11 protein-coding genes are annotated in these 15,388 nt (G+C 34.7%); 7 read left to right on the top strand and 4 right to left on the bottom strand.

All coding sequences use genetic code 11. The features are described from left to right. Positions 1-170: 170 nt before the first annotated feature. The 3 genes from KF896_00215 to KF896_00205 all read right to left on the bottom strand — a co-directional run bounded on the left by KF896_00215 (position 171) and on the right by KF896_00205 (position 2,865). The gene (locus tag KF896_00215; protein ID MBX3042117.1) at positions 171-737 is read right to left on the bottom strand and encodes an IPTL-CTERM sorting domain-containing protein; all 567 of its coding nucleotides are present in this window, start codon (positions 735-737) and stop codon (positions 171-173) included. 75 nt (positions 738-812) lie between these two features. Further along, a complete protein-coding gene (locus KF896_00210; protein ID MBX3042116.1) occupies positions 813-2,489 on the bottom strand; it encodes a S8 family serine peptidase in 1,677 nt (558 codons plus the stop codon). 1 nt (position 2,490) lies between these two features. Then, positions 2,491-2,865 (bottom strand): tail fiber protein, encoded by a 375-nt coding sequence (locus KF896_00205; GenBank protein MBX3042115.1) that lies wholly within the window; start codon positions 2,863-2,865, stop codon positions 2,491-2,493. 1,635 nt (positions 2,866-4,500) lie between these two features. Between KF896_00205 and KF896_00200 the strand changes: the two genes are divergently transcribed. The 6 genes from KF896_00200 (at position 4,501) to KF896_00175 (ending at position 13,664) form a co-directional block, all read left to right on the top strand. Next, positions 4,501-4,869 (top strand): DUF1801 domain-containing protein, encoded by a 369-nt coding sequence (locus KF896_00200; protein ID MBX3042114.1) that lies wholly within the window; start codon positions 4,501-4,503, stop codon positions 4,867-4,869. A gap of 17 nt (positions 4,870-4,886) precedes the next feature. Further along, positions 4,887-5,252 (top strand): DUF2200 domain-containing protein, encoded by a 366-nt coding sequence (locus KF896_00195; protein MBX3042113.1) that lies wholly within the window; start codon positions 4,887-4,889, stop codon positions 5,250-5,252. Between the two features lie 90 nt (positions 5,253-5,342). Further along, positions 5,343-7,757, top strand: coding sequence for a carboxypeptidase-like regulatory domain-containing protein (locus tag KF896_00190; protein MBX3042112.1), 2,415 nt, complete (start codon positions 5,343-5,345; stop codon positions 7,755-7,757). 101 nt (positions 7,758-7,858) lie between these two features. Further along, positions 7,859-8,314, top strand: a complete 456-nt coding sequence (locus KF896_00185; GenBank protein MBX3042111.1) for a GatB/YqeY domain-containing protein — start codon at positions 7,859-7,861, stop codon at positions 8,312-8,314. After that, entirely contained in the window at positions 8,314-10,698 is a 2,385-nt protein-coding gene (locus KF896_00180) for an endonuclease MutS2 (GenBank protein MBX3042110.1), read from the top strand. Before KF896_00185 ends, KF896_00180 begins: the two co-directional genes overlap by 1 nt. Before the next feature lie 131 nt (positions 10,699-10,829). Continuing rightward, on the top strand, positions 10,830-13,664 hold the full coding sequence (locus KF896_00175) for an insulinase family protein (protein ID MBX3042109.1): 2,835 nt from the start codon (positions 10,830-10,832) through the stop codon (positions 13,662-13,664). Here KF896_00175 and KF896_00170 read toward each other — a convergent pair. Beyond that, positions 13,642-13,806, bottom strand: a complete 165-nt coding sequence (locus KF896_00170) for a hypothetical protein (GenBank protein MBX3042108.1) — start codon at positions 13,804-13,806, stop codon at positions 13,642-13,644. The two genes, KF896_00175 and KF896_00170, sit on opposite strands and share 23 nt — an antisense overlap. Before the next feature lie 85 nt (positions 13,807-13,891). On the opposite strand from KF896_00170, the gene KF896_00165 reads away from it, so the two are divergent. Beyond that, a complete protein-coding gene (locus KF896_00165; protein ID MBX3042107.1) occupies positions 13,892-15,382 on the top strand; it encodes a UDP-N-acetylmuramoyl-L-alanyl-D-glutamate--2,6-diaminopimelate ligase in 1,491 nt (496 codons plus the stop codon). Positions 15,383-15,388 lie beyond the last annotated feature (6 nt).

The following is a 15,388-nucleotide window of genomic DNA, read 5'->3' as shown; positions in this document are numbered from 1 at the left end:
CTAATTCTTAAAAATACAAATATATTTTAGAATTTCCTAAAATATATTTAAATATATACTTTAATTTATTAGTAATTTATTAAAACAAAATTTAGTTGTCAAGAATAAAAAACAGCCCAACACTTAGTAGTATTGGGCTATTTCTGGATAAACTTATGAAAAGAGGATTTTCACACTACTCTTCTCCATACAAACCAGCCGCCGAAGCCCGCAAGAAGCGAAGCGAGAGTAATCATTCCCCATTCTCCGAGTGTAGGAACTGAGACGAAGGAAACATCGTCGCCATAGCCGTAACCGACTTCGTTTTCTGCAAATGCTCTTACGTAATAGGTTTCACCATTAACTAAGCCGGACATTGTTAGTGTAAATGTACCATCTTCAATCATTGGATCAGTATAAACAACCGTAACACCTAAATCTCCAATTTCTGCATTTGCAGTTTGCGAGTAGATTATACCGCTTGAGATGATTTCAGCTCCGCCGTTATCAAGAATTTCACCACCTGATGTGGCTAAATCAAGATTGATATTGAATACATTACTTGTCGAAACCATGGGAATCACTTCATCGCCGGAATTCAGAAAACCTTCTTTATTCTTGTATGATGAATTAGCGGACGAACCGGCAGAAGGCTGACCGAATGTTCCGAAATTCTTGTACTGTGTATTTTCCGACTGCCCGCCACCGGCAGGAAATACATCTGCTTTTTTAGTTTGGCTGTTTGCAATCAGTGACATTATCAAAATCAATAAAAATATTGATAATGTCAAGTTTATTATTTTATTTTGAATCATTATATTTCGCCTAAAAATTTAATTTACATTTTCAACAGCTTCGAATTTCAATTCCCAGCCGTTGCCTGTTATAAAATCATTTGACAAAAACCAAATCATAACCTGGTTAGTGTTTGATGTAATTATTGGTGGTTTATTAACTCCTGAAAACTGAGCTAATAAGCTTTCTTTAATACTTGTATCGCCATCATAAATATAAACAAAATCAACATTCGGTTCGGTATGCATTTTGGTAAAATCAAGTTTGATTCTTTTATTGTCCGACGCCGTGATAATCCATTTGCAGACAGATTTGTTCGCATAATTATTTTCTCCACTGCCATCAGTTATAATTCCAGAATCACTATTTATATGTACAACATCGCTACAAAATAATTTAGTAGAATCAATTGTTTGCATAAAATAGGAAATTTCAGTAGAATTCTTCTTACCTTTGATTGCACCTGATTCAATCTTAATTGCATTACTTTCAATATATAATCCAGTTTTGAATTCATTAGTTTTGCCTTCGTAAAAAATAGAATCATTAGAGTATATTTTAAGCTTTGCAGAATTATCAATTTTTATCGGTAAGATATGTATTCCTCGATATTCTCCGACTGGATTAATTAATCGAGTTTGAATTTTACTACTTGCTCCAAACAAAACCTTACCTTCTGGTAACTTTTCGTTAAATTGACTGTATTTAAAATCTGGATTTAGAATGTATTGAGCAGCATTTTCCATATTTGGGAATCCGGCACCTAATTTTCCTGCATAAGTAAGATTATGCTCATCAATTGGTTTAGCAGTCAAGAAAAGAGCGTCTTTTATCAATTCAGTATCTGCATCGTAATTGAGCGATTTTAATATTGCAATGCAACCAGAAATGAATGCAGTTGCAGGCGACGTACCATTACTGAAAGTGAAAGCATTATCAGCAGTAGGGTATGCTCCAAAAATCGAATCACCCGGAGCGCAAATATCTACACGCATATCATAGTTAGCTCTTTTTATTTTTCGATAGTTAATATCAACACCCGAAACCGCTATGAGACCATCATATTTTGCAGGATAATTGACATCTTCTGTGAAAAAATTACCAGCAGAACTAACAATTATTTGCCCTTTTGATAAAGCTTCATCAACAATTGCTTTTTCGTCTCTACCAAATACGCCACCACTCCAGGCACAGCAAATAATATCAGCACCTATCTTAGAGGCGTATTCAATTCCTTTGTAACCATCTTCCAAGTAAGTACTTTTGGTATGATCAGAAAGAACTTTTACAGGAATTATTCTTAAGTATTTTGGTGCATCTTCGCCATAAAATCTCTCGAAGACTTTTATTACTATACTTGCAATGTAAGTTCCGTGCCGAAACTCGCTTTCGCGACCTTCGATAATACCTACATTATTATCATTATCGGAAACATCCCAACCAGTTACATCATCTATATATCCGTTTTTATCATCATCACGAAAATTATTTAAGATTTCATTTTCATTTTTGAAAACGTAATTCTTTAAAACTTTGTGAGACAACCTAAAACCATCATCTACGATAGCAACCTTTACCACTTTATTATTCTTAGATTTCTTAGCAACAATATTCAGCATATCATAAGCTAAATTTTGGTACAAAGTATCATTAGCAATAACGGAGTTAATGCTTGAAAAAATAATAATGGCAAGTATTATTGCTTTATTGAACATATTATTGATATATAACGGTATGACTATGAGCTGGTAGCTGTCCTGTTGTGATAGTTACTGTTTCTGTACCACTCATTTCTCCCTGAACTCTGGTGGATAAACCTGGTCCTTGTCCAAAATGAATAGGTGTTCTGCCTCTCAAATCCGGCAAAGCAAATGTAGTCTGTCCATTACCTCCGTACATAGTACCCAGCAAAGAAAACAGTGCCGTATTTTGAGAAATTGAAAGAATTTGCCCATTACACAAAGCCCATCCCTGAGGTTCAAAGTTGAAACCATAAATACAAATTTCGCCGATATAATTATCATAACCATTTCTTGATGGGTAAACACCTTGCAATGCTATACTATAATTTACAACTAAATATGGTTGCATATTATTAATGGCTTGACCTGAACCTACAGAATTTGTTGAAAGACTTTTTCTTGCAATCCAGTTTGCGCCGTCAAAAGAAAGCAAATCACCAGGGTTTGCACCAGTAGGAATAGGAATACCACCGCCACCACTAGCAGGTGTTTCCCAGCTTAATGATCCAGCAGTTGCACCTGCAGTTAATACTTTTCCGGCATTAGTTGTGCCTGTAGCTGGTACGTGTAAATTGCCATCACCTGTTGGGTGAGTATAATTATTTGCATTTGCAGCAATACCATCTAATTTTGTTTTGTCAGCTGCACTCATTGAGCCTGCTCCTGATGTAGTCGCTGCATTAATGGATATAGCAGGTGTTGCTCCACCGCTTGAAACAATTGGTGCTGTTCCTGTTACACTTGTTACTGTTCCTTGTGTAGGAGTTGACCAAATTGTATTTCCAGTACCATCTGATGCCAAAACTTGTCCATTTGTACCACGAGTTGCTGGAAGTGCAAATGAATTGGAACCGGTTCCTACAGTAAGATTGCTGAAAGCAGCTGAATTAGGAGCTGTTGAGCCAATTGAACCCGGTGAAGCCCATGCACTCGATGATAAATTATTTGATAATATCGAAAATGGTACGCTGGTAATACTTGTTCTTGGGAGAGTGGTAGAATTTACTCCGACTTCAAGATATGGTGTTATGCCATTAAAAATGCCCGGTTCTATCGCTTCATCATTTCCTGAACCACTTCCGAGAATTACTGAATACAATCCATTAACAATGTCAATAGATTTCGTAGCTGCGGAATTATTGGGGGGCCAGATTTTATTGCCACCTGTTTCAGCGTCATAGATAGCAAAAGTAAATGCTACAGCCGATTCGTTTATCGGCATATTGCTTGCATCAAGCAATTTTCCCTGATAGGTAATTGTAGTAGGCTGAGAATATGCAATAAAACTGCATAATAGAAACAAAATTGGAAAAAATAATTTCTTCATAAAGCATCTCATTTAATTATGTTAAAAAAAGAATAAGTATAAATATTAACTTTCAAAAATACAAAAGAATTTTTAGAACAAACTAATATTTTTAATATTTTCATTAATTGTGATTATGTTTTTATATAAAAAAGTCCATAATTTATCAGTTACGTACTACTTCTAGATAAACTTATGAAAAGAGGATTTTTACACTACTCTTCCATACAAACCAGCCACCAAAGCCCGCAAGTAGCGAAGCGAGAGCTATATCCGACTTCATATTCAATGAACAGTTTAGTTCTTTAAGGCACTTATTCCAACTCAGCTTAGGGTCATTCCAGGCTTAAACAATGAACAATATCCTGTTATACTGTTTCATTTTTTTTTGTTTCAATTCCTTCCTCATATTAATATAACATTGTATTTCTTTTGAATCACAATCAATAAAATGATTTTTGCAATTCTTTGTGAAATATTTATTTGCAATCCAAAATCAAGTTTATTTAGTTTCATACATATTATTTTTTGGTTATAAACCTTTCATTTCATATTTTTGAAAAATAAGTTGATTCATATAAATGATATTATTCCAATATTATACAGATAACAAATTAATAATGGAAAGTAAAAATTAAATTATTTTGAATAAATTGTATTTCGGATTGCTTGGAAAAAATGATTATGAAGCAAGAATTTAGTACAGTTCAAGAATATTTTGACTCACAACCTGATAAAACCAGAGTTGCATTAGCCATATTGAAAGATTGTATTCTGAGAATAGTTCCGACAGCAACCGAATTAATAAATTACAATATTCCTGCCTACGCTCTGATTGAAGGTGGAAAAAGAGAACAACAAATCATGATTGCAGGATATAAAAGCCATGTTGGATTATACCCTCACCCAACAACTTTAGAAAAATTTGAATCAGAACTTGAAGACTACAAGAAAGGAAAAGGCTCAGTTCAATTTCCATTAGATAAACCACTACCAACTGAACTAATCGAAAGAATGATAGAATACAGAATAAAATTATTAACTTAATCAAACATGAAATTGTTATGAAAACAACACCTGAACACGATGAAAGAATTGCAAAAATGACGTTTGCATCAGTATATCCCCATTATATCAAAAAAATAGAGAAAAAAGGCAGGTCGCTTGAGGAATTAAATCAAGTAATTGAATGGCTGACGGGCTTTGACAGTAATAATCTTCAGGAATTGGTTGAAGAGAATGCAACTTTTAAAACATTTTTCATGAAAGCAACATTAAATCCAAATTCTCATCTTATCAAAGGAGTAATTTGTGGATACCGTATAGAAGATATTGAAAATCCATTGACCAAACAAGTAAGGTATTTAGACAAATTAGTGGACGAGCTTGCGAAAGGCAAAAAGATTGAGAAGATAATAAGAAAACCGTAAGCTATGAATCTCGAAAAAAATCATCATAATTAATAACTTTTTTGAATATTTCACGTATTATAATTATCAGCAACTATTTTTAGAAAAAAAATGAAAATTTATGTATTGGCAGTTTCGTTTCTGTTAGCATCTCTTTCAGCATGGTCAGAAAGCTCACTTATAATTGTAGAAGGGACGATTGTTGACAATTCAAACGGAAAAACAATTCCGGGTGCATCCATCAATGTAGCAGGTACAAATCGCGGCACCTATACTTCCGCAAAAGGTTTTTTCCGATTAAAAGCAAGACAGGGCGATACACTACTGATTCGTTCAATTGGCTATGCCTCGCATAAATATATTGTTGCTAAGGAAAATCTCAATATTGAAATCAAACTGAAGTCAATTCCTGTTAAAACGGGTGATGTTAATGTTACAGCAAGCATTACACCTGAGCAGATTATTGAGAGAGCAGTCAAAAAACGTGACGAAAACATAAAAAAATTAAGAACATTCTCAGGAGAGTTATATTCAAAAGTTGTTATGGAGCTCGGAGGCTCGCTTCTCTCTGCTGGAGCAGGCGATGATGGCTCTTTTTCAATTTCTGCTACTTTCGGTGCTGATGATGAAGTTGACGATAGCAAAAGATTTTTTATAATGGAAACATATTCAACATTAATGAAAGATTATGAGAAAAATATTACTGAGGCTGTTATAAATAAAAGGCGGCAAACCGCCAACATTCCTGCTGATAATAATCTCATGGCTATATCTGACTTTATTAGTTTTTATGATGACGAGATAAATTTTCTTAAAACCCGAATCCCATCTCCGGTTGGAAAATATGCAATATCATCATACAATTTCGAAATTGCTGAGCGTATAAATTATGACGACAGATTTATTTATGTGATGAACGTTATTCCAAATTCGAAGATTTATCCAAGATTCGAAGGCACTGTTCATATTGTTGAAGGCACATATAATATAGTAGAAATTGACCTAAAGCCTACCGAAACTACTGCTTTGCCTTTTTTTACCGGAATTTCAATCAAACAAAAATATAACGAATCCGAAGAAAGTATCTGGTATCCCTCATTTTTGGAAGTTGAAGCCAAAGCCAAAGTTGAAGTTCTAAAAGGTTTGCTTGATTTAGATGCTGATGTAAAAGCAACGAGTATTTTTAGTGATGCAAAATTAAATTCACAATTACCTGATTCATTATATAATAAAAAAATGCATAGTATAACAGTATCAAATTTAGCTGACGAAAGAGATTCTCTATTTTGGGAAAAGAATTCATTGAGAGAATTATCGGTCAGAGAATCAGAAATATATGCCAGAGTTGATAGTGTTATCAAATTAGATACCACTGATAGATCAAATGATTCTGATATACATAACTTTAATAAATTCACTTACAGTTTGCTTGTTTCTTATTTTGATTTTAACAGAGTAGGCTCAGTATCATTGGGATTGAGTCCAAAAGCTGCTTACAAAGGATTTTCTCTCAACACTACCGGATATTTCAGCTTTGGGCTTCAAGACCTGTATGGCAGTGCTGCCCTTAAACTTCCTAATATTAGATTTGGAAGTACTAATTTAAGTATATCCGGGGATGTATATTCCCTTCAAAATTCTTTTGGAATCACAATTGGACAATATCCTCGTTTTTTGAATTCTATCGCCGGTCTGCTTGTACATGAAGATTATTTCGATTTTTATCAATCAGATGGATTTGGGTTTGATATCAGATTGTTTGACCGAAATTTCGATTTCAATCTTCGGGGCGATATATCCAGACAATTTTCTTTGAAGAAAAATACAGATAAATCTATTTTTGAAAATTATGAATGGCGACACAACCAAGCGGCTGTAGAAGGTGAGTTCAAGACATTAAGAGCAACTTTCACTTATGGCAAAATTAACAGTATTATGCTTCCTGATAAGTTTGATGCTTCAATAAATATTGATGCTTTTGCAGGTATGCAAACCGGATTTGACGAGTCATTTACCGGTGTAAGCGGACTTCTTACACTTGTAATTCCTACATTTCATACGGGCTATAGTCCAATGAACCTTCTCGTTGGTGTATCAGGAGGTATAACAAGCGATAATACACCTGTGCAGTATCAGCACAGGATGGCAACACGACTGTTCATATTCAACAAATTCGGAAATTTTTATACTACACCACTTGGATTTTACGGAGGAGATAAGTTTTATGCAGTGCAGGGTTTATATAATCTCTCGGATATTTGGTGGAGATGGTTGGGGCTGCCGACATACCAGGGAAGAGGTCCGGAACTTACAATCGGCGGAAGTTATGGAGAATTTTACAACAGCACGAATTCATTTTATCGTCAAACAGGTAATCATGGCTATGCCGAAGCCGGTTTTGGCTTTTCAAGAATTCCGACATTTATAAGTAATATTGTTTATTTTGCTTTCGATATCCGATTTGGCATTAATGAGCATGCAAAAGGAAGAACTGCCGGAGCTGTCTCAATTTCATTGCCCTTTTAAGTGATGAATTAATAATATTTCTAAATAAATATTTACAATAAATTTATACAATAATTCTCTAATGGTAATTATATTTATAAAAAATCAAGGTATTAAAAATTATGTCTTTAGAAATAAAAATTAATGAAGAATTGAAAGCCGCAATGAAGAACGGCGATAAGTTACGTCTCGATACATTGCGCTCGGTCCGGGCTTCAATTATTGAATTTGCTAAAAGTGGTGCAGGTCGGGAGATGACATCTGATGATGAAATTAAAATTTTGAATTCACTTGCCAAAAAGCGTAAAGACGCTATTGATATGTATTCACAGGCTGGCAGAGATGATGCAGCTGCTCAGGAAACAGCTGAGCTGGCAATTATTCAGGAATTTCTTCCAAAACAGCTTACAGATGAAGAAATTCAAGAAATTGTCAAAGGAATTATTGAAAAAGTAGGAGCAACATCTGAAAAAGATTTCGGAAAAGTAATGGGTCCGGCTATGAAAGCACTCAGCGGACAGGCAGACGGCAACAAAGTGCAGTCAATTGTAAAATCTATACTCGGAGCGACTAATTAATGTCGGTATATCATTTCGAGAAACCGGATTTCTCAGAAAAGTATGAAAACAAAATTTTGCAGGATTCCCTGAAACAGCTTGAATTCAAAGCAGTGCTTGAATTTATTTCAAGATATTCCTATAGCGATTTAGGTAAAAATTATGTTTTGCAATCATTACCATTAGAAAATATTGGTTTTCTGAATGAGGAACATTCATTAATTGATGAGATGAAAAATCTTTTGTACAGGAATGAAAATATTCCGTTTGACGGACTCTCTGATATTACTCACAAACTGCATAAATCTAAAGTAGAAAATGCAATAATGAGCGCATTGGAAATTTTAACTGTTGCTGATACCATACGTTCTTTCAGACTTCTTAAGAGTTATTTTTCTGAAAAAAGTGAGTCCTCTCCCCTACTCAGTCAAATGACTTCATTGCTTTACGAAAATAAAATTCTCGAGAAACACATTGTGGATGCAATAGATGATACAGGCGAAGTAAAAGACACCGCTACTCGTGAGCTCTCCAGAATAAGGGGTGAAATTCGGTATAAATCTCAAAAACTCCGAGCCAGACTTGAGAAAATTCTCCGAAAAGTTGTAGATGAAAATCTAGTTCGTGAAGATTTTTATTCTGTTCGAGAAGGAAGGTTCGTTCTGCCTGTAAAAGCAGAAAACAAGCGTGTTATTCCCGGAATTATTCATGGCATTTCACAAACCGGGGCTACAGTATTCCTCGAGCCTTCAGAAATTATTGAGATGAACAATGAACTTTCATTTCTAAATAATGAGGAATCCCGGGAGGTTTACAGAATTTTATCGAATTTAACTTCAGAAATCGGTTCAAATTATTTTGATTTATTGCGTTCACTTGATATCGTTACACGTTTTGACGGGATTTATGCAAAAGCAAAATATGCAGTAAATTTTGGTGGAATCAAGCCGCAAATTACAGATGAGAATTATATCTATTTGCAGAATGTTCGCCATCCTCTTCTAATGCATACAGGCAAAGAGAAGAGCATTATACCACTGACTATTGAATTCGACGGAAATCATCGCGGGCATTTAATTTCAGGTCCAAATGCAGGCGGCAAGACGGTTGCCTTGAAAAGTATCGGACTGAATATTCTGCTTGCTCTTTCTGGAATATTTCCTCTGGGATTTTGCAGGACGAATTTCCGTACAGTTTTCGCTTCAATCGGCGACCATCAGTCAATAGAGCATAATTTGAGCACATTCAGCTCACAGATGATTCAGATAAAAGATATTCTTGATAATTGTGATAAAGATTCTCTCATTTTAATTGATGAAATATGCTCCGGTACAGACCCGCAAGAGGGAGCTGCACTTGCTTGCGGAATTCTGGATACTTTTATAAATCTGAATCTGTTTTTTATTGCCACTACTCATCAGTCTTCTCTCAAAACTTACGCTCTCAATCGTGAGGAAATTGTAAATGCCTCATTAGAGTTTGATAGTATCAAACTAAAACCAACTTACAAATTTTTATCCGGCATTCCGGGAAATTCTTATGCTTTTGCTTTATCAGCAAGTATTGGGATGTCCCAATTAGTACTGGATAGAGCTAAAAACTATCTCGGCGATAAGCAAACCGAACTCGAAACAAGCATTGCAGTACTTCAGCAATATAAGGCAGAGGCTGAAACATTGAGGAATGAAGCAGCTCAGGAGAAAATAAAATTTGAAAAACTTAAGGATGATTATAGCAAACGTATCAGCGAAGTAAAATCTAAGAAATCCGAAATGATTGGCACTGCTAAGCGTGAAGCCGAAAATATTGTTCGAAGTGCAAATTCTTTAATAGAAAATACAATCCGTGAAATTCGCGAAGAAAAAAAGAAAATCTCAGATATTAAGAATGATTTTCAGATAGAAAAAGAAAAAATTGTAAAGTCAGCTCAAGAACTTAGCAAAACAGAGAATGCTCCCGAAGTCGAAGAATCATTTGCAGCAGGTGAAACTGTTATAATGATTGATAACAATTCCAAAGGCACTATTATTGTGGTTGACGAGGAAGATTCGATGGCTTTGGTAGAATTTGGTGGCTTCAAATTCAGACTTTCTCTAAATCAGTTAAAAAAAGCTAAAGCAGACAAAACAGTAAAGAAAGATACTGCTGATTATATCAAATATGATGTAAAAACTAGAGTGGATGTACGCGGGATGCGTGCTGATGAGTGTTTAAAAAAGATTGATGATTTTATACAGGAAGCATTGGTCAGTAACGTTCCACAAGTAACGATTGTTCATGGGAAAGGCACAGGGGCTCTTAAGCAGGCAATACATGATTTTCTGAAGTATCAGCATTATGCAAGGAGCTTTCGCTTGGGCGAGCTTGTTGAAGGTGGTGCAGGTGTTACAGTCGTGGATTTATAGATTACAGTTTTTCATAAACATAGAATATTACTATTTTACTATTGCGTACTACAATTATTTAAGAAAATAACAGTTTACATACTTTAAATAAATGACAATTTATTATTTTTAATTTTTATTGAGGCTTTTTTATGTATAACAAATCAAAAGCGATTTTAATTTCGTTAATATTGATTGTTGCATTCTACCTACCAGCAATATCACAAAAGGTATCCGGTTATGATTTGAATGCCCAAATTCCTATGAAACAGGAAGTAAAAACAGGTACACTTTCAAACGGTCTGAAGTATTTCATACTTCCTAACAGCAAACCTGAGAACAGAGCCGACCTGCAGATTGTTGTCAGGGCAGGCTCAATCCACGAAGATGATGACCAGGCTGGTCTGGCTCATTTTTTAGAGCACATGGCTTTCAACGGAACAAAGAATTTTCCAAAAGACAAATTAGTAGGCTTTTTGGAAGAAACAGGTATGAGATTCGGTGCTGATGTCAACGCTAATACTGGATTCGACAGAACATACTACATGATTACAATTCCTTTGGATAAGGAGGGTCTTCTTGAAAAAGGCTTCCAGGTTCTTCAGGACTGGCTCTCAAATATAAGTTTTGACCCCGAAGAAATAGAGAAAGAACGTGGCGTAATTATGGAAGAATGGAGATTGTATCAGGCTAATGCAAATGGCAGAACCCAGCAAAAGCATTTAGAAGCAATTTTAGGTGAAAGTAAATTTGCTAAACGATTTCCAATTGGTGATACTACAATTATCCAAACAGCTCCAAGAGAAGCATTTACAAGATTTTTTAATGATTTTTACAGACCTAATTTGTCTGCTGTGATTGTTGTTGGTGATATCAATGTTGACGAAATGGAAAATTATGTAAAAAAATATTTCGGAAGCATCAAAAATCCTGATAATCCTAAGAAAAGAGAGGATTACAATATACCTATTAACTCAAAACCGGTTTTTTCAATTGCTTCAGATAAAGAACTTCCAACTCCATCATATATGATGGTATTCAAGCGTAAAGCTGATAAGACTTTCAAGGAAGGCACTTACGGAGAGTACAGACAAAGTATGATTAAGAACTTATTCAATACAGTTTTATCATACAGACTTCAGGAATTTACCCGCAAAAGTGATGCACCCTTCATTTATGCAGGTGGCGGTTATGATGGATTTTTAGTTGAAGAACTTGAAGCATTTAATCTCATCGCAGTACCTAAGATTGATAAAATTGAAGAATCTTATAAAAAAATTCTCGAAGAAGGGCTAAGATTTACAAGATTTGGCGTTACTAAATCCGAGCTTGACAGAGCAAAAACAGAAATTCTTAGAGGGATGAAAAAAGCTTATGACGAAAGAGATAAAACTGAATCCGGAGATTTAGCACGTGAACTTTACAGACATTTTCATGAAAAAGAATCAGTTCCCGGTATCGAGGCTGAGTACAAAATTCATCAGGATATGCTACCTGAAATCACAGTTGAAGAAATCAATGCATATTTAAAACCACTAATGTCAGAAGCCGGTCTTGTTGTTGCTGCAAGCTTCCCTGAAAAACCTGAAGTTCAAATTCCAAGCGAAAGTAAACTACTCGCTCTATACCAGGAAGTTCAGAAGATGGACATAAAGCCTTATGAAGATGTTGATGCTGATAAACCATTGATGACACAAAAACCAAAAGCCGGAAAAATTGTTTCTAAGAAAAAAAATGATAAACTTGATGTTACAGAATTAACTTTGTCAAATAATGTAAAAGTATATCTGAAATCAACTGATTTCAAGAACGACCAGATTCTTCTTCGTGCCTGGGGAATGGGTGGTACTTCTCTTGCTGCTGATAATGATTACCATTCTGCTTCAATGGCAGCAAGCATTGTAAATGAATCAGGACTCGGTGATTTTGATGCTACTACTCTTACTAAGATGATGCAGGGTAAAGTGGCTAATGTATCTCCATATATAAGTGACATTTCTGAAGGAATGAGCGGCAGCGCATCGCCTGAAGATATCGAGCTTATGTTCCAGATGATTTATATGTATTTCAACAATCCAAGAAAGGACAAAGAAGCATTTGATTCATATATGTCAAGGGTTAAAGAATCAATCCAGAATGCCGGTTCAAGTCCCGACAGAGTATTTTCTGATACTGTCAGTGCTGTACTTGGTGGACATCATTTCAGGTCAATGCCATGGACAGTGGAAGCATTAGGCAAAGTAAATCTTGATAAAGCATTTGATTTTTATAAATCAAGATTTACTGATGCAGCAGACTTTACTTTTACTTTTGTAGGCAATTTCAAACAAGAAGAAATCGAACCATTAATAGAGACATATATTGCTTCCCTGTCATCAAGCAATACTAAAAATAATTTCAAAGACAATGGCATCAGAATGCCAAAAGAATCTTTCGTTAAAGAAGTTAAAAAAGGTATTGAACCAAAAAGCACGGTTAGACTCATCCTGAACGGAACAATGGATAACAATCTCGCAAACAGATTTGCTCTTCGTTCACTTGTTGAAGTAATGAATATCAGACTTCGTGAAGTAATTCGTGAGGATATGGGCGGTGTTTATGGTATTGGTGCAAGACCTACAATGAATAAATATCCTGCTCAGGAATATAATGTTGGTATTTTCTTCGGCACTTCACCAGAGAAAGTAAAAGACCTTATCACTGCGGCTAAAGGCGTTATTGATGAAATGAAAAAAGGTACTTTTGAAGATATCAATATTGATAAAGTAAAAGAAATTATGAAACGGGAATATGAAGTAAATATGAAAGATAACCGTTTCTGGATGAATTCAATTTACTCATATTTATATAATAATGAAGATATCAATTATATCCTTGAAACAAATAAAATGATTGACAATGTAACAAAAGATTACGTTGTTGCAGCAGCTAATAAATATCTTGATATGAACACATTCAAAGAATTTATTTTATACCCTGAAGATTAGTTTCACCGATTAGCAGAATATCTTGAAATTCTCTTTTTAAGATACTGATGCAAATTAGTGATTTAACAAATGTGTCATTTGGAGCCATTAAGATGAAAATTCTGCTGAAGAATTCATCTATAATCAAAACTTCGAATGACACATTTTTTTTTAGCAATTATGATGTTTTTTATACGTTGAAATAATTTAAATATAAATAATTATGCAAATAAAATTTAGTAGAATATATGAATAAAAATATAAGCAAAACAATCGGAGAACTACTTTCACGTTCAAACGACTATGAGTTAATAGGCTTACCCTCACAATTAGTCACATCAATAGCGTATAATTCTTTAAAAGTTAAGCCAGGTGGCTGTTTCGTCGCATTGAAAGGCGATAAATTTGACGGACATAATTTTATCGAAGATGCAATTTGGAATGGTGCTAAATTAATCGTTTGCAGCAAACTTCCTGAAAAAAAGTTGATAAACAAAGATACAGCTTATATCCTGACACCTAATCCAAGAAAATTTCTTGCTGAAATATCCCATGCCTTTTACAATTTTCCGTCTGAGCGGATAAATGTAATAGGTATAACCGGTACAAATGGCAAAACTACAATTACATATCTGATAAAATCAATTATTGAATCCGATAAGAAAATTTGCGGTGTTATTGGTACAACAGGTATTTTTGTTGGAGACCAAAAGATTGACACTGTAAATACAACTCCTGAATCACTCGAATTAGCTCAGGCTCTCGATATAATGATAGATTGCGGTGCCAGTTATGTGGCAATGGAAGTGTCATCTCATGCACTTATTCAGGGAAGAACTTTAGGTATAAAATTCAAAGCAGCAATATTTACAAATCTTACTCATGACCATTTGGATTATCATAAAACCTTTGATGAATATGCCGAAGCTAAGAAAATTTTATTTAAGAATTTAGATTCTGAAAGCGTCGCTGTTATTAACTCTGATGATCCAAAATCGAATTTCATGGTTCAAAATATAAGATGTAAGAATATTATCAGGGTAGGCAGAGTAGAAAGTGATGATTACAGAATATTGCGTGAAAATATAAGTATGAAAGGAGTTGAGTTTATTATTTACTGTAATAAGCACTTGATTGATGTTATATCAAATTTAACAGGAAAATTCAATGTAGATAATGCTGCAATTGCCGCCGCTACCTGTCGAGAGCTCGGAATTTCAAACCAGGCAATTCAGCATGGGCTTTGCGTTACTGAGGGTGCACCGGGAAGGATGCAGCGAATAGATTTGAAAAATGGTGCTTTGGCTCTTGTGGATTATGCACATACGCCTGATGCCCTTGAAAAAGCTCTAGCTACCTGCAAACACTCCATAGAAGCCTCGGATTATAAAAGTTCGAGATTGATATGTGTTTTCGGATGCGGAGGAGACAGAGACAAAACTAAAAGACCTGAAATGGGCAGAATATCATCAGTTATAGCAGATATAACAATTATCACATCGGACAATCCAAGAACTGAAGAACCACTTGATATAATTAATGATATTAAAAATGGTGTCATTGAAAGCTCTGAAATTATTGTAATCGAGGATAGAGCTGAAGCTATAAGAAAAGCTGCAGAAATTTCAATGAAAAATGATATCATTCTTGTTGCAGGTAAAGGGCACGAGAATTATCAAATAATAGGCACAGAAAAACTTCATTTTGATGATTTCGAGCAATTATCCCAATATAATTAATTATTA

The sequence above is a fragment of the Ignavibacteriota bacterium genome, from assembly GCA_019637995.1.
GTDB lineage: Bacteria > Bacteroidota > Ignavibacteria > Kapaibacteriales > UBA2268 > JANJTB01.
Note: the sequence above shows the minus strand (reverse complement) of the source record. Positions and strands in the feature narration are given on the sequence as shown.

What these genes read in the sequence shown, in the direction of transcription:
- KF896_00205 (MBX3042115.1), bottom strand. Translation starts at nt 2,865, where the DNA reads ATGCAACCATATTTAGTTGTAAATTATAGTATAGCATTGCAAGGTGTT.
- KF896_00190 (MBX3042112.1), top strand. Translation starts at nt 5,343, where the DNA reads ATGAAAATTTATGTATTGGCAGTTTCGTTTCTGTTAGCATCTCTTTCA.
- KF896_00165 (MBX3042107.1), top strand. Translation starts at nt 13,892, where the DNA reads ATGAATAAAAATATAAGCAAAACAATCGGAGAACTACTTTCACGTTCA.
- KF896_00200 (MBX3042114.1), top strand. Translation starts at nt 4,501, where the DNA reads ATGATTATGAAGCAAGAATTTAGTACAGTTCAAGAATATTTTGACTCA.
- KF896_00175 (MBX3042109.1), top strand. Translation starts at nt 10,830, where the DNA reads ATGTATAACAAATCAAAAGCGATTTTAATTTCGTTAATATTGATTGTT.
- KF896_00180 (MBX3042110.1), top strand. Translation starts at nt 8,314, where the DNA reads ATGTCGGTATATCATTTCGAGAAACCGGATTTCTCAGAAAAGTATGAA.
- KF896_00215 (MBX3042117.1), bottom strand. Translation starts at nt 737, where the DNA reads ATGTCACTGATTGCAAACAGCCAAACTAAAAAAGCAGATGTATTTCCT.
- KF896_00185 (MBX3042111.1), top strand. Translation starts at nt 7,859, where the DNA reads ATGTCTTTAGAAATAAAAATTAATGAAGAATTGAAAGCCGCAATGAAG.
- KF896_00210 (MBX3042116.1), bottom strand. Translation starts at nt 2,489, where the DNA reads ATGTTCAATAAAGCAATAATACTTGCCATTATTATTTTTTCAAGCATT.
- KF896_00195 (MBX3042113.1), top strand. Translation starts at nt 4,887, where the DNA reads ATGAAAACAACACCTGAACACGATGAAAGAATTGCAAAAATGACGTTT.